This is a genomic window from Caballeronia zhejiangensis (genome assembly GCF_000698575.1).
Taxonomy (GTDB): domain Bacteria; phylum Pseudomonadota; class Gammaproteobacteria; order Burkholderiales; family Burkholderiaceae; genus Caballeronia; species Caballeronia zhejiangensis.
Genome location: NZ_JFHD01000038.1, coordinates 1 through 14,678, shown reverse-complemented (window position 1 = coordinate 14,678; position 14,678 = coordinate 1). Strand labels below are relative to the sequence as shown.

Here is a 14,678-nt window from a genome sequence, read left to right as displayed (position 1 = left end):
TGCCGTCCTGAATCGCGGTCAAAATTTACGCTGCAAGCTTAAGGGGCGGGGCCGGGCGGCTGCTGCCGTTGAGCTTCTCGAAGCTCAGAAGAACCTCGCGCATCACAGCGCGGTCTGTGCCTGCGTGTGTAAGCAGTTCGGTATCACGGGCGCGTTGCGCAGGGTCGCTTTCCTTCATCCAGTTGAAGTTCTGCGTTGCCGTCGGCGACGTGAACTCAAGGAAGACCTTTCGACGATCAACCGAGTAGTCGTCGAGCACCTTGACCGATGCGGAGTCGTTGACGACCGAGATCAGCGCACGAGCCAGATGTTCTGCATCAAGCACACCACCGGACAAACCCAGACCACCCATCGGATTTGTTGCGTGCGCGGCGTCACCCGCGAGAATCACACGGCCTCGGCGAAACTCGGCAGCACAGCGCTGATGTACGCGGTACGGATTCAGGTGGTCGACGCGATAACGGTCAGGTGTCGGGGCTCCCGGCAAGAGACGCTTGAAACGCTCAGGCATACGACGACGCACCTCCTCCATCGAGATCGACGGATCTTCGCCGTAACAGACGCGCCACAAGCCGCTTTGGTCAAGCTGCACCACCACTGCCCAGTCAAGCGGGTCATGCACGAAATTGGCACGCGAATAGCCATGGACGGTGAAGTCATAGAAGACATTCGTTGCGACGAGTCGCTCTGCCCAAGTGATACCGTCAAAGCTCAGGCCAATCTTCTCGCGCACCGTGCTGCGTGCCCCATCGGTCGCCGCCACCCAGCGAGCACGCAATCGCGAAATGCCACCCGGACAACGCGTTTCAATCGTCACGTAGTTGGCGTCTTGATCGATACTCTCAACGCGGTGATTCCAGCGAATATCTACGTTGGGCAACGTTTGAAGGTGCTGCTTAATGACGTTGGATACATGGTTCTGGCCCAGAAGCAACATGTACGGGAACTCGGTGTCCTCAGCAACAGCACTCCATTCCAGCGTACTGAAAAGCGTGCCGTCGCCGTGACGATAGTTGATGCTCGGGCAATACACTGCACGCTTGCGAATATCCTCAAGCACGCCAAACCGCTGCATCGCAGCGATGGTTGGGGGCATATACGCGACAGCGCGGGGCGACGGCGAAACGCAAGCCTCCGATTCGAGCACAATGACCTTAACGCCAGCGCGACCCAGTTTGAGCGCGGTGAGCAGGCCAACGGGACCTCCACCAACAACGACCACTCCTTCAAGCGTTTCCATTTTTCAGTCTCCTGTCACAACGCGTTTTCAAAAAACCGGCCTTCGCTCAGACTTCACTGTGGGGCCGAATAATGGAAGTAAGCGTAACCAACTGAATTTCCGAAGGCAATGCAATGAGGTTTGCATATCACGAACAGTTCGATCGGCGATTTATGCCCTCGAATACGCCGACGCGGCGGTTTACCCTTGTTGACATCACAGCCCGGCCTGTTTTTTTCAAAAAAGACGAGTGCTACGCGTTTCCTATCAATAGACGAGACCGACGGGTAGTCACGTTCCTAAGTGTCTTGGCAACTGGACATCTAGAACCGAAGCGCGAGCGCTAACAACTCATCACCTGCCCACTGCCAAAGTCGTGGCACTGACTGCCTGTATTGCCGCGTCAAACCACAACAAGAACTTGCTGAAAGCACTCCGATGCGTCGCTTCCTGCGGAATATGCCGCTCCGGAACATGCGCCATCTTTCGCTGTTAGACGCTGGCTTCGCTACTCGACTGCCAATGAACAGTGGATCGGACAAAAAAAACGCTGACCGGGGAGTCAGCGTTAAAGGTCGCCAATGCTAGCTGACGAACCTGAGAGTAGAGTCTTTGCGTACACTGATAGATCCCAGCAATTAAACTTGCGCCCGACCTTTGCTGTCAAACCGCACTTGGACATCGAGCCGTTGAGTACCGGAGACGATATTTGAGAGAACCTCTGCGGATAGATCCGCAATTTTTTGATCATCCGACGCAGAAAGGTCGCTGCTTACCCCTATGCCGCCGATGATGGCCCCGCCGCTGTCCCGCACAGGCGCGCCGCCCGGGATAGAACTTAACAAGAAATCGTAGTAACCAAGGTTTCGAGCGTCATTACGCTTCCAGGCTTCTATACTGTCTAACGTACTGCTCCCCAGTTGAACCGCGGTGAAAGCCTTCCTCTGCGCCGAATCGATCGTGCTAATTTTTGCTTCACGATCTCGTGCGAAGCCGATTAGAAACCCTCGACGATCACAAACCGCGACGCTCACCGCCAACTTAAATCGACTTGAGGCTGTCTTTAAGGAGTCTTGAATCATCCACGAGACAACCTCGAGGTCTAATGCGCTCATGCGTACCCTTCTTTCCCGATTTCGTCCACGAGTATTCTGCTGTAATGTTGAAGCCTAATGGCTCGAATCTCTAGAGGAATCCGAGGTCCGCTTTAAGAGTATCCTCGGTCCTCCTTGAACAATCGAAATAACCCTAGCGAAGGTACTCAAGAAGCAAAGGACAGCGCCGATCCTCGCGCATGCACGCTCTTGCGTCAAATGTGACACTTCAAAAAAGCGAAAAATTCTGCAGACATCCCGCGTACAGAGGCGCAGCGCTGTACTACGTGACCGTACGACATTCGATTTGTAATCGCTCAATGGATATCATCCCGTCGATCTTCCCAAACCGTCAGGACTCTACACGCTCGAAACGCAATTTTACGAGCTAGCACGGTGAAGGAGTTGCATATCGAAGTTGAGCCTGATGCAGCACATAACATCCCGTCAGCGATCATACGCTGGGCGCAGCCGCGGATTTAGGACCGCGAGACAGCTTGACCAATATATTTTCGATGATGTCAACGGCACTCTGGAATTGATACGGCTTCTACCGGCATCGGCATTTCAGTTTTGATACACCGGTTTGTAGTGTTATTGCGGTGCCGACCGCACTGCGTTAGCGGTGTTCTCCTTCGTCGTGGTCAATCTCTTCGCAACCAGTCCGGCTCGCCGCTTGTCGCGTAGTCGATAGCTCTCGCCCTGGATGGCTACGACGTGGGCGTGATGCAACAGCCGGTCGAGCATCGCGGCGGTGAGTGTCGCGTCATCGGCGAACGTCTGGTCCCATTGTCCAAAGGGAAGATTGCTGGTCACGATCAGACTGCCGCGCTCGTATCGTTTGGCGATGACCTGGAAGAACAGATTGGCTTGCTCACGGCTCATCGGGAGATAGCCGATTTCATCGATGATCAACAGCCTGTACGGGTTAACGAACCGTTTGAGAGCGTCGCCGCCATCGAAGCCCTTTGACTGAATCTCGCGCCACAGCACTGTCGCTGGAATCCAGTCCGGTGCCGCTGACGCGATCCGCTCCCGAAGATAGGCTTCGAACGGTTTCAGTATCGACTCGCGCGGAGTAGCCGTGGGCCGAAACGTAGGCGCGTCCTGCGTCGCCAGATACTTCCTCACCGTGTTGACCGAGCAGCCAACCTCGCAAGCAATGGCACGCAGGCTCTTGCCCTGCTTGTGCAATATCCTGATCTGCATGTATCCCTCGTACGAGATCATCGCCGCTCAAAGCAGCCATTATCCCTTCGTCGAGGTGTATCAATTCCTCAGTGCCGACGGTGTATCAATTTACAGGTGCCGATGACAATGAGGTGTAACCGTGCCACCGTCCAGTGCGAACTAACTAGCGTACCTCCCACAGGTACCGTCTAGATAAGCCACTGGAGAATCCCAATGTCTTCGAAGACTTCTGTCACGACCGCTCTCTTGGCAGGCGCCGTTGCGAGCGTAATGACATCGGTCGCTCATGCTGCGCCTCTGACAGAGGCGGAGGTAAGCGCTGCCACTGCTGCTCACAAAGAGAAATGCTATGGCGTGGCCCTCAAGAGAATGAACGACTGCGCCGCGGGCCCGGGAACTACGTGCCAAGGAACTTCAACGGTTGATTTCCAAGGCAATTCGTGGAAGTTCGTGCAGGGTGGTGAATGCGCGAGTATCCAGACCCCAAGCGGCGGTCACGGCTCGCTTTCCCCCGTGAAGTCCTAACCTAAAACGTCAGCAGGAGAGGATGATGCGGGCACCTACTTTAACGACCTTCTGCCGTTACCGTGTGCGATATAGAGATGGCCGCGCAAATTCAGACAGTCGGATAAGTGGAGCGACCTGGGCCCGGATGGGCAGTTCAAACTCCTCCACCTGTGGGCGGCTAAATTCCCCCAGGCAGGACCAGTGGATTATGCGTCGGATTCCTCAGTGACGGCAAGCCTGGTCGCTGCTTCCCGGAGGCGATAACTCTTTCCTTCAAACTCGAGGAGCTTGGAGCGATGCAGGAGACGGTCAAGAATCGTCGAGGCCATGGTGCTGTCGCGAAGGTAGCGCCCCCAGTCTTGGACGATGCGGTTGGATGTGACGAGAATGCTGCGGCGATGCTTGTATCGTTGGTGAACAAGGGTCTGCAGCAGTTCGGCCGCGGCATCAGGGATGCGTTTGGCGAGGAACAGATCGTCAAGCACGAGGAGTTCGGGCTCAACGAGTGCCTTGAGCAGACGGTCCTGATCGGCCCGTGTTTCCACAGCATAGCCGGCGAACACGGTGTCGGACTCGACGTAGCGTACCTTCATTCCCTGCAGGGTGGCGTTGTAGGCGATGGCCTTGGCGACGTGGCTTTTGCCGGTGCCCGTTTTTCCTATCAGCAATGCGTTGTCGCTGTCGGCGACGAACTTCAGGGTGTGTAACTCGAAGCAAGCCTGACGAGGTACTTTGGGGTTGAAGGACCAGTCGAAGTCACTCAAGGTTTTTCGCTCGTCCAGACCGGACTGCTGGTAACGTCGTTCGAGAAGCCTGGATTGCCGCCGATCGAGCTCGTCCTGCAGAATCATGGAGAAGGTTTCGAGGAACGGCTGCTGGCTGGCCTGGGCTTGCAGCACCCTGGTTTCCAGCGTCGCGCTGATGCCAGACAGACGCAGTTCGCGCAGGGCGCGGTCAATTTCAGCGAGGCTCATGCTCAAGGGAGATCTCCGTTGGGTGATGACATGGCGGCGCTATGACTGGCGCCGAGGGTGAACAGGTCGGCATAGTCGTCGCCGTCCCGGATGAGGTGATGTTCCTGAGTCAAGGGCAGTTCGCCCTGAAGGGGCGTGTCCATGTCAGCCAGCGCCTGCTCCAGCAGCCGCTCGGTCAGCGCTTTGACCTGCTTGTAGCTGGTCACACCTTCTTTCATGGCGATCTCGCACGCCGAATCGATCAGGCGGCGGGGGTACCGACGCACGAGACCGACGATGCCCCAGAGCTTGCGCTGACCGATTCGCCCTTCGGTGTCGAACAGTTGCTGACACAAACGCTCGGCGGACGGCCCGATCGCCTTTGCCTGAAACAGGATGCGGCGCGTTTCCCGAGAGGGATTGAACGGTCGCTCATCCTGGGGCAACACCACCGATCCCGGCTTGTCGGCCAGAACGTGCGTGCGCAGCAATGCCTGTGTCTGGAGGTTACGGACTTCCAGGCGACGGGCAAACTTGCGCACGAGCACCCGGCTGCCGATGGGAGCTGGTCGGGCGGCGTAACTGCTGTGATCCACCCGTACGCATGTGTCGTCGCAGACCGTGTAGACCTTGTCGATGAAGTATTCGAAACCGCGTGCGGGCAAGGCGCGCAGATGGGGGCGCTCTTCCTCGAACATCGCCTGAACCTGGCGGCGGGTGCTGCCGTGGATCCTTCTGGCCGCCCAGTTCGATTCCCATTGATCAAGGAAGGCGTTTTGCTCCTCGATCGATTCGAATCGTCGCCCCTTCAGGGCCGTGCCCTGGGTGTGCTGGATTGCGCTCTCGACGGTGCCCTTGCGATTCGGATCCCGTACGCGGGCTGGGTCCGCCACTACGCCGTAGTGAGCGAGCATGGCGGCATACACTGGATTGAGCTCCGGCTCGTACAAATCCGGTTTGACTACGCCTTCCTTCAGATTGTCCAGAACGACGTACTGCGTGACGCCACCAAAGTGACGCCAGGCCTGCTCGTGCAGTTCAGCCCAGACCTGTTTGCTGGACTTCCACACGACGCGGCGGAAGCTGCGCCGCGAGTAACGCAGCGTCATCACGAACAGCCGGGGCTTGCGGTATCGGTTGGTGCCCGGCACCCTGGTCAGGGCGCCTTCGCCATAGTCAACCTGCGCCTCTTCGCCAGGCATGAAGTTCAACCGGTCGAACTGGGCCGGCTCGTGCCGACGCATTGTCCGGACGAATCGCTTGACGCTGTCGTATCCGGCGGCAAAGCCGAATCGGTCCACCAGATCCTGGTAGATGGCCATGGCATTGCGCCGAAGCCGCAACTGAGCCTCTATGAACCCCCGGTGAGGCTCGCAAGCTGATATCTGGCTGCCCTTTGTCGGTGGGCATGGTGGAGGAATTTGCAGCGCGGAGCCGGTGGGCACCGTGGGGGAATTTGCTTGCGCCGCTGCGAATTGCTCTTGGTACTTGCGAATCGTCTTCCGATCCACCCCGGTAACCCGGGCGATTTCCCGCTGACATTTGCCCGCGGCGACGAGTGTGGCGATGGTTGTTTGCAGATGCGGCTTCAAGACGTTCACTCCAGCCACCTCTCTTGTTCATTCTTCGAGAGGTGCAAGGTAACGTCCTGCCAGACCGCGTCAGCATCATGCTCCGCGTGTCTCTAGGTGGGGGATTTCGAGGTGCCCACAGGTGGGGGAATTTGCCCGCCCATCAGGGCCTGGGCCTGAGCCAGCGATAATGCAGGCAAAGGAACCGAGGAAATGACGAAGAGAACCCGACGCACGCACTCAGCGGCGTTCAAAGCGAAGGTAGCCCTTGCGGCAGTCAAGGGCGAGTGCACGCTTGCAGAACTGGCGCAGCAGTTCGATGTACATCCGAACCAGATCACGGAGTGGAAACGGCAGTTGCAGGAGCGCGCGGCCGACGTGTTCGGCTCGGCCGGCCCGGTGTCGAACGAGCCACCAGTAGACGTGACGACGTTGCACGCCAAGATCGGCCAGCTCACGCTGGAGAATGATTTTTTAAGCGGCGCGCTCAACAAGGCGGGATTGCTGAGCGCAAAGCGATGATCGACCGTAGTCACGCGTTGCCGGTTTCACAACAAGTCCGGCTGGTCGGTATCGCGAGATCGAGCGCGTATTACCGGGCGCAGCCTGTGAGCGAAGTCGATCAACGGCTGATGCGCAGGATCGACGCGCTGCATCTGGAGTTCCCGTTTGCCGGTGCACGGATGCTGGCGCGCCTACTGCGCCGGGAAGACCGCGAGGTTGGCCGCCGCCGCGTGCGCACGCTCATGAAGCGCATGGGTGTGGAGGCGCTGTACTGCAAGCCAAACACGAGTCGACGCCACGCGCAGCACAAGGTCTGGCCGTATCTGCTGCGCGGCATGAAAATCGAGCGAGCCAACCAGGCTTGGGCACTCGACACGACCTACATTCCGATGGCCCGCGGCTTCGTGTACCTGACGGCGGTGGTGGATTGGGCCAGTCGCAAGGTACTCGCGCACCGGGTGGCCATTACGCTGGAAGCGGTACATGCCGTCGATGCGCTGGAAGAAGCGTTTGCCCGCTACGGACTGCCCGACATCGTGAACACCGATCAGGGCAGCCAGTTCACGGCGGCGGCGTTCACCGAGGCCGTGTTGGGCCGGGGCGTGCGTCTATCGATGGACGGCAAGGGTGCGTGGCGCGACAACGTGTTTGTCGAGCGCGTGTGGCGCAGCATCAAGTACGAAGAAGTGTACCTGCGAGCTTACGAATCGGTCAGTGATGCCCGACGCTCCATCGGCGACTATATCGATCTGTACAACACAAAACGGCCTCATTCAAGCCTGGCGGACCGCACGCCAGACGAGGCGTACTTCGCGACGCTGCCTGCGATCAAATCGGCAGCATGATTGCCCTGGACGTTCCACTTAAAAATCTCAGATTCTTGTCCGAATGAGCGAAGCCACTTCTTATAACATCTATCGCAATAACGTCACGGTTAGTTTAATTCAGGCGCTTGCCGCCGTATTCCCTGCTGTGCAGCGAATTACTGGAAATGAGTTTTTGCGTGCAATGGCACGCTTCCACCTCCGCGCATTCGCGCCGCATTTTCGCTATCTTTTCCGATGTTGGCGAGTTGACCGGTCAATGGCGCAACATGCCCTATTAGAACGACTGCGTCGGCATCTGCATTAGCAGAAATCGGGGCGAGCAACGCCGTAAGTATCAATGCGATCGGTGCGTAGACGACGGAAGCTCGAACATGGGAATGTTTCACGTTTTACCTCTGAGAGATGTGAGTTGACAGGTTTTCAGCACGATTCGAGTGCCGGCAGCCGAAAATCCATGTCCAACGACTAATTTCTGTCGCCTCCGATAAGAAATCGTTAATTGGTTCCACCGTCCTATTGAAGCATCCCTTCGATGCTTCGCCAAATTCCCAATACCGCTCCATCGGCAAGTGAAACGCCTACGACGGATATCCACGCGATCTACCTGGAGCGTAATCAGCTTTCGGTCAAGCTCAGGACATTCGTCGACTTTCTCGGCGAGCGTCTACGTAGGCCGGGAGGAATGGCGTGACACGTCATCGTTGTGGGCACCTATCGGGGATCACGCGTGGCGAATTGAACCTTGGTGACCGCTTTCGAAGATCGATGAGTCATTCGGATGTCGCCTTTGGGCTAGCGTCGAATGACGCTTGATGGCCGACTCCGGCCGCAAAAATTTGGAAGCGGATACTCTCGGCTCAGCGCAAAAGCCAGCGGAAGCGGTGAGACAGGTCACCGCCTCTTTTTTCTATCGTGCTGCCGCGTCTATCAGTTTCTGCTCGCAGACCTTTTCTCCCTTCCGCCCTCCCAACATTTCGGCCACTTTCATAGGAGAGGTTGGCGCGCTGTACAAAAACCCTTGTGCCGCAGTACAACCATGGCTGACCAGGAAGCTTCTGTGAACATCCTGCTCGACCCCTTCTGCGAGAACCTCGAACTTAAGCGCGTTGGCGATTCCAATGACCGCAAGGGCTAGGGCCTCAGACCCCTCGTCCATGCCAACTTCTCGCACAAAGGCCCGGTCAATCTTGATGCGGTCAACACTAAATTTTTTTAGATAGCTCAAGCTCGAATAGCCAGTGCCAAAATCGTCGATGGCGATCCTCACACCCAATGACCGGAGCTCGCAGAGCGTTTTTGCCACATCTTCAACGTTGCGCATGAGCGCTCCCTCTGTAACTTCAAGCTCAAGACTGCTGGCAGGCAAACAGGCATCATGCAACGCATTTCGCACAACATCGACGATGTTCGAACGCTCGAGCTGCCGGGGAGACACGTTCACTGAGATCCTTATTGCTCGCAGCCCTTCGTCTAACCAGCTTTTGGCCTGGTAACACGCTGTGCGGAGAACCCATTCTCCGATGCTTTCAATCAAGCCCGTTTCTTCAGCCACAGGAATGAACACTGCCGGCGACACACTTCCCAGCTCTTCGTCATCCCAGCGCACCAGCGCTTCCGCGCCAATTACCAGTCCGGTGAGCATGTCGACCTGCGGCTGATAAACCACGCGTAATCCTTGAGCCTTCACCGCGCGGCGGAGATTGGTAGACATCCGCAAACGCTCCGCGGCAGCGATATTGAACTCAGGTCGATAGAACTGGTACCCGTTACGGCCGCTTGCTTTGGCAGAATACATCGCAGCATCTGCATTTCGGAGAAGCGTGTCGGAGTCAAGTCCGTCTTTCGGATAAGAGCTGATGCCAATGCTTGCTTCGACATAAAGTTCTCGCTCCTCTAGATTAAAAGGCTCTTCCATCGCGGCAACGATTAGCTCGAGCAATGAGACCACTTCATGTGCGCCGGAGCGCTCAATAACCATGATGAACTCGTCACCGCCGTATCGAGCGACAAGATCGGAAGGTCGAACAAGGCCACGCAGTCTGTTTGCAACGAGTTTTAGCAGCGCATCGCCCACGCGATGCCCCAGCGAATCGTTGACTTCCTTGAATCTGTCAAGATCAAGGAAAAATAGCCACACCTGCTTACCAGTGGTTTTTGCCCGCAAGATGGCGCTTTCCAGCGACTCATCCAAACTTGTGCGAACGGGTAGACCCGTCAGCGAGTCGTACTTTGCCTGGTGCTCTAAGCGCTCCCGGTAGTCGACGAGCGCAGTCACGTCCGTCATGACGCCAACGTGGTGTGTGACACAATTGTTCTCGTCACGAACGGGCGCTACGAATACGTGGTTCCAGTAAAGTTGGCCGTCTTTTCGTTTGCTTCGCAGGGTCGTGTTCGCTTCACTTTTGGTGGCAAGTGCGTTCCGAACTACTTCCCAGTTATCTGGTTGACCATCGAGCGCGAACAACTGCTCACAATCAGCATCGAGCACATCGTTTTCGCTATATCCCGTCATTTGCTCAAAGGCTTGATTCGCGAAAATGACAATATGCCGGTCACCACGGACCTCCGAGATAATAATTCCGTTAATGCTCGCTTCTATGGCTCGACCTTGCAATCGCAGCGCGACCTCTACCTTGCGTCGCTGAGTGATGTGTTCGTAGGCTCTAAGAACTCCGATAATCTCGCCGCTTTGATCCTCCAGAGGTACTTTTGTCTCTGAAATCCACACTTCCTGACCGTCGGCGCCGAAAGCTCGACGCTCTACGTGCGCGCAGGAGAGTTCACCTGCCATCACGCGCCTATCCTCTTCCTGCGCCGCGCTCGGATCATCGCCCCATCGCAAATCGAAATCAGTGAGCCCAACAAGCTTGTGCTTGTTTGGTAAGCCGGCGTCTGCTGCAAAAATCTGATTCCCACCGACGTAACGATGACCCACGTCCTTCCAAGCGATGCCTTGCGGAACATGGTCGAGCACGAATTCGAGCGTTTGCTTCGATTGGTAAAGCTCATTCTTTGCTAAATCCGCCGACGCCAACGCTACTCTGAGGTCCTGTGCGAACCGAGCACTGCGACGCATGACGATGAGGAGCAGTACAGCCGCAATGAAACCGCAAGCGAGAAGAACCGCCGACACCCATTTGACACTGTTAGAGGAGCCAGCTATGACAGAGTCCAGTGATATATCTGCCTGAATACGGGCCGCAACGACATGCTGCATCATGCTGTAGAAGCATGCGTCTATCTCGCTCAGCGAGGAGTCGCCCAGCCTGACACCATCAGGATGGTCTCGGACCACCTCGCCCAACTCGTTGCTTCGCTGAGCGATAAGGTGCAGCATTCCCTCCAAGTCAGCCAGTTGTGGCTGACACCCGATTCGACCACTACATGCGGCGCGTGCATCCTTCAACAACGCAAGTAACTCGTCCAGATGGAACCTATAATCTTGCCTGTGATAGAACGGCTTTGTGGCAATCAGCGTATAAAGGTCTCCGTGCTCTTCCAGCATCAACTGTTGGAACCGATCGAGATCGCGTTTCAGCCGACTCGACGATTGGAGCGCAGTCATGGCGACATCTTGCTCAGCGGTCTGCTTCAGAGCAAGGAAGGTGCTTGTCCCAATTGCGGCTAGGATTGCTAGCACGGATAGTGCAGAGCGAACGCCTTCCCAAAAGTTTCCGGTGGGGTCGTTCAGCAAGCGCCGGAGCGCTGAGACGTAGATAGGACTAGACCGAGCGACGAACTCGGCGTTCTGAGTGGACATAAGGGCTTCCAAAAAATCGAAAGGCGCTTGCGGTCCAACACTCTTCGTCTGATCAAAAAGCCTTGGACGCAGCGCCTATCACGGGCAAGTTTGTGCTTAAGCGTTGACGTTGAAGGCACCGCGATTGCACACCAGCATTGGCCCCTGCTCGTTTACCGACTATCCCTGCACGTCGCAGCCCCGCTCGAGCTTTCCGAGCAGTTCATTTACCAGTTGCAAGAGCGCTGAATGGTACTCGCCAGGTAGGGTTACGTCGTCCATAAACGAGAGAACGTCTTCGACCCCTTCACGAAACTTGTGGGTGACTTCAGAGCGCTGCAACCACGTTAGTTGAGGAAGAACTGCTTCGACGAATTTCTCCAGCACCACGCTCCGTGCGCCAAGTCTGCTAAGCGATTGAGTGTTGGAGAAAACAACCATCGCCATCTCGCTCAAAACCTTTTCAGCTTCGTTCATTTAATAGTTTGACTCAAAATGATTGCCATGCATCCGCATCTGCTGCCGTCGCAACTCGCTCGCTCCGACGGTTGAAATTTGTTGCGGACGGACTTTGACCTATAGCTGCTGCAGAAACTTTTTTCACCTGTACTGGACGGACCGCGCTTCGCGCAGGCATCGGCACAGATGCCGGACGCGCGGAATCGGCCACATTGAAGATCGCCACCGCGTCTTGCAGATCGCGGGCTTGTTGAGCCATCGCTTGCGTGGCAGCTGCGGCCTCTTCTACCAAGGCAGCATTCTGTTGAGTCACTTCATCCATCTGACTGACAGCAGTGTTGACATGCTCGATTCCAGTGCTCTGTTCTTCGGATGCCGAGGAGATCTCGCCTACGATATCCATCACGCGCTTCACCGAATCTACGATTTCGTGCATCGTGCTTCCGGCTTCCTGAACAAGTTCGGACCCGGTTTGCACGCGACTGACCGATTCACTGATGAGATCTTTGATCTCACGCGCGGCGGAGGCGCTTCGTTGAGCGAGCGTTCGAACCTCTCCCGCGACGACTGCGAAACCGCGGCCCTGCTCGCCAGCACGAGCGGCCTCAACTGCAGCGTTCAGTGCAAGTATGTTGGTCTGAAATGCGATGCCCTCGATCACACTGATAATTTCAGCCATTTTGGCCGAACTGCTTGAGATTCCTTGCATCGTGTCAACCACGCGTCCCACAACCTCGCCTCCACGCTCAGCGATTGCCGTAGCAGTCCCTGCAAGGGTCGATGCTTGCTTCGCGTTGTCCGCATTGTGGCGAACGGTGCTCGTTAACTCTTCCATACTCGACGCAGTCTCTTCGAGCGAGGCTGCCTGCTCTTCGGTCCGCTGCGACAAATCTGTATTCCCTTGCGCCAGTTGACCTGCTGCGACCGAGATGGATTCACTGGACGTCTGAATACCGCGAACAATTATCGTCAGTTGCTCTTTCATAGCGCTGAGGGAATACATCAGACTGCTCTGATCCCCACCTTTAAGGCTTACCGCGGTACCCAGCTCACCAATCGCTATAGCATGCGCAATCCTCGCAGCATCGGTGGGTTCACCTCCAAGCTGCGCTCCCAGCCCGCGTGCGATGACTGAGGCTACAATCATTGCGACCACGGTTGCCGCCAAAATCAACAAAATGGACATGACAATGGATCTAGAGTAGGACGCCTCCGCCGCGATCCCAACTGCCGTCGCTCCCGAGGTGTTAAGAGCGACGATAGATGCAATGTTTTTATCTAATTCATCGCGAAGCGTCACTTGACTCCGTACCAAGGTCATCGCTTCAGCGGACTTACCGCCTCTGGCCATCGCGCGCACGTCTCGGTCGGTCGCCAAATATTTCGACATGAGCGCCTGCAAGTCGGCGTACTGGGCCTTCTCGTCAACAGTCGACATCAACTTCTCATATTCGACGCGTGCCTTGTCATAGTTTGCAATACCGATGTCAATCCGTCGGTCGCCCTCTGCGACCTCATCTGGTGTTTGAGCCGTGACAATCCGAAACTCACCAAGACGGATGTCGCGCATTCCGGCTTGAATCTGCAGAGTACTGCGCACTGCAGGCAGCCATCTATCCCGCATCTGAGCAACGTGATCATTCTCAGCATGGACCTCTATGAGACTAAAGACCCCAAGACTGACGAGCATGGCGATAACTATTGAGAACCCAAACATCAGTTGGGTCCAAACTCTCATCTTTTGCAGAAATTTCATGGTCAACACTCTTATTGTTTTCTTGATGCCTTGGCTTAGAACATCACGCGCAACGCTTCGAGTCGATCCGCTCGGTGCGTCGAGAAGCATGACTGTTTGCACAAGGGCTAAGCCTCACGCGGCTAATACTTCTTAACGGCTTAGCACGGCGCTACTGTACTCTTAATGCGACAACGCACTGTTGCGAGGTGGACAATAACTCTTGCGCGACGATTTCTGATTTGACAAGTCGCCGTCACATTAATGTGAGTTAAAGATAGAGATTATTGAAAAGCAGTAATGTCGTATTAGACCGTACTATCGCTGAACGCCTTTATGGGCATCGCGCGATGCGATAGCAGCGCAGAAAACGCTGTAAGAAATAAAGGGCGGCTCGAACGATCACCAGAGATTTGCTGGGCTCTAATCGACGTTTTTTGGATGCAATCAAGCAAGTCGCTCGAGTGATAACGTCCAGTACTATGCATCACCTTGGATTTGATTATGCACGAACTGCTGCAGGACTTCGAACACTCCTTGGAATCCATCCAGTGAAGGCGACTGAAATGGAGCTACTGCCTGTTCAACGTAGTCCGCGAACTGCTTTTTACTCAAGACGACGGGTTTCCCGCGCAATGAGCCGATTCCTGACACGTTCGAGTCGACTATGAGCGTCGCTTTCGAGTATCGACAGAAAACGTCTTCATGGCGCACATGATTTCCGTCCTGTTCAAACTCTTCTCGCGCAAACAACCTTCTTCCTTGAGTGTCTTTCTGAAAAAGGAAATCATCGTGGTACAGATGTTCGATGCATATCTGTGTCCGATCAACCCTGTGCGCCGGCACAGGCAGACAGAAAGAATAAACGTTGTTCCCATG

Annotated in this window: 10 protein-coding genes and 5 pseudogenes; 4 read left to right on the top strand and 11 right to left on the bottom strand. The window is 55.9% G+C overall.

The window, feature by feature from the left end; translation table 11 throughout:
* Window positions 1-25 precede the first annotated feature (25 nt).
* The 4 genes and pseudogenes from BG60_RS29945 to BG60_RS40010 all read right to left on the bottom strand — a co-directional run.
* Entirely contained in the window at window positions 26-1,240 is a 1,215-nt protein-coding gene (locus BG60_RS29945) for an FAD-dependent monooxygenase (protein ID WP_033536620.1), read from the bottom strand.
* Between the two features lie 617 nt (window positions 1,241-1,857).
* The gene (locus BG60_RS29940) at window positions 1,858-2,334 is read right to left on the bottom strand and encodes a heme-binding protein (protein WP_033536621.1); all 477 of its coding nucleotides are present in this window, start codon (window positions 2,332-2,334) and stop codon (window positions 1,858-1,860) included.
* A gap of 573 nt (window positions 2,335-2,907) precedes the next feature.
* A pseudogene (locus BG60_RS39270) lies at window positions 2,908-3,252 on the bottom strand (ATP-binding protein); the annotation flags it as partial.
* A gap of 183 nt (window positions 3,253-3,435) precedes the next feature.
* Window positions 3,436-3,522: pseudogene (locus BG60_RS40010) on the bottom strand (helix-turn-helix domain-containing protein); the annotation flags it as partial.
* 195 nt (window positions 3,523-3,717) lie between these two features.
* Between BG60_RS40010 and BG60_RS37335 the strand changes: the two are divergent.
* Entirely contained in the window at window positions 3,718-4,029 is a 312-nt protein-coding gene (locus BG60_RS37335) for a BufA1 family periplasmic bufferin-type metallophore (RefSeq protein WP_075583581.1), read from the top strand.
* A 188-nt stretch (window positions 4,030-4,217) separates the two neighbouring features.
* On the opposite strand, the gene istB is transcribed toward BG60_RS37335, so the two are convergent.
* Window positions 4,218-4,985, bottom strand: coding sequence for an IS21-like element helper ATPase IstB (gene istB / locus BG60_RS29930; RefSeq protein WP_033536622.1), 768 nt, complete (start codon window positions 4,983-4,985; stop codon window positions 4,218-4,220).
* A gap of 2 nt (window positions 4,986-4,987) precedes the next feature.
* The gene (gene istA / locus BG60_RS29925; protein WP_033536623.1) at window positions 4,988-6,565 is read right to left on the bottom strand and encodes an IS21 family transposase; all 1,578 of its coding nucleotides are present in this window, start codon (window positions 6,563-6,565) and stop codon (window positions 4,988-4,990) included.
* Between the two features lie 183 nt (window positions 6,566-6,748).
* Between istA and BG60_RS29915 the strand changes: the two genes are divergently transcribed.
* Window positions 6,749-7,884 (top strand): IS3 family transposase gene (locus BG60_RS29915; RefSeq protein WP_412135260.1). Its coding sequence is split into 2 segments (ribosomal slippage): window positions 6,749-7,013 and window positions 7,013-7,884, totalling 1,137 coding nucleotides; the frame shifts between segments, so codons are not numbered across the junction.
* 52 nt (window positions 7,885-7,936) lie between these two features.
* Window positions 7,937-8,110: pseudogene (locus BG60_RS37330) on the top strand (HvfC/BufC N-terminal domain-containing protein); the annotation flags it as partial.
* Here BG60_RS37330 and BG60_RS39745 read toward each other — a convergent pair.
* A pseudogene (locus tag BG60_RS39745) lies at window positions 8,070-8,210 on the bottom strand (branched-chain amino acid ABC transporter substrate-binding protein); the annotation flags it as partial. The pseudogenes BG60_RS37330 and BG60_RS39745 sit on opposite strands and share 41 nt — an antisense overlap.
* A 233-nt stretch (window positions 8,211-8,443) precedes the next feature.
* Between BG60_RS39745 and BG60_RS39740 the strand changes: the two are divergent.
* Window positions 8,444-8,557, top strand: a pseudogene (locus BG60_RS39740) (LysR family transcriptional regulator); the annotation flags it as partial.
* 216 nt (window positions 8,558-8,773) lie between these two features.
* On the opposite strand, the gene BG60_RS29910 reads toward BG60_RS39740, so the two are convergent.
* The 4 genes from BG60_RS29910 to BG60_RS39360 all read right to left on the bottom strand — a co-directional run.
* The gene (locus BG60_RS29910; protein WP_051996703.1) at window positions 8,774-11,626 is read right to left on the bottom strand and encodes a putative bifunctional diguanylate cyclase/phosphodiesterase; all 2,853 of its coding nucleotides are present in this window, start codon (window positions 11,624-11,626) and stop codon (window positions 8,774-8,776) included.
* A 159-nt stretch (window positions 11,627-11,785) separates the two neighbouring features.
* The gene (locus BG60_RS29905; RefSeq protein WP_033536626.1) at window positions 11,786-12,082 is read right to left on the bottom strand and encodes a hypothetical protein; all 297 of its coding nucleotides are present in this window, start codon (window positions 12,080-12,082) and stop codon (window positions 11,786-11,788) included.
* A 13-nt stretch (window positions 12,083-12,095) separates the two neighbouring features.
* Window positions 12,096-13,820, bottom strand: coding sequence for a methyl-accepting chemotaxis protein (locus BG60_RS40005; protein WP_033536627.1), 1,725 nt, complete (start codon window positions 13,818-13,820; stop codon window positions 12,096-12,098).
* A gap of 459 nt (window positions 13,821-14,279) precedes the next feature.
* A partial coding sequence (locus tag BG60_RS39360) for a hypothetical protein (RefSeq protein ID WP_206540329.1) occupies window positions 14,280-14,678 on the bottom strand: 399 nt, incomplete at its 5' end.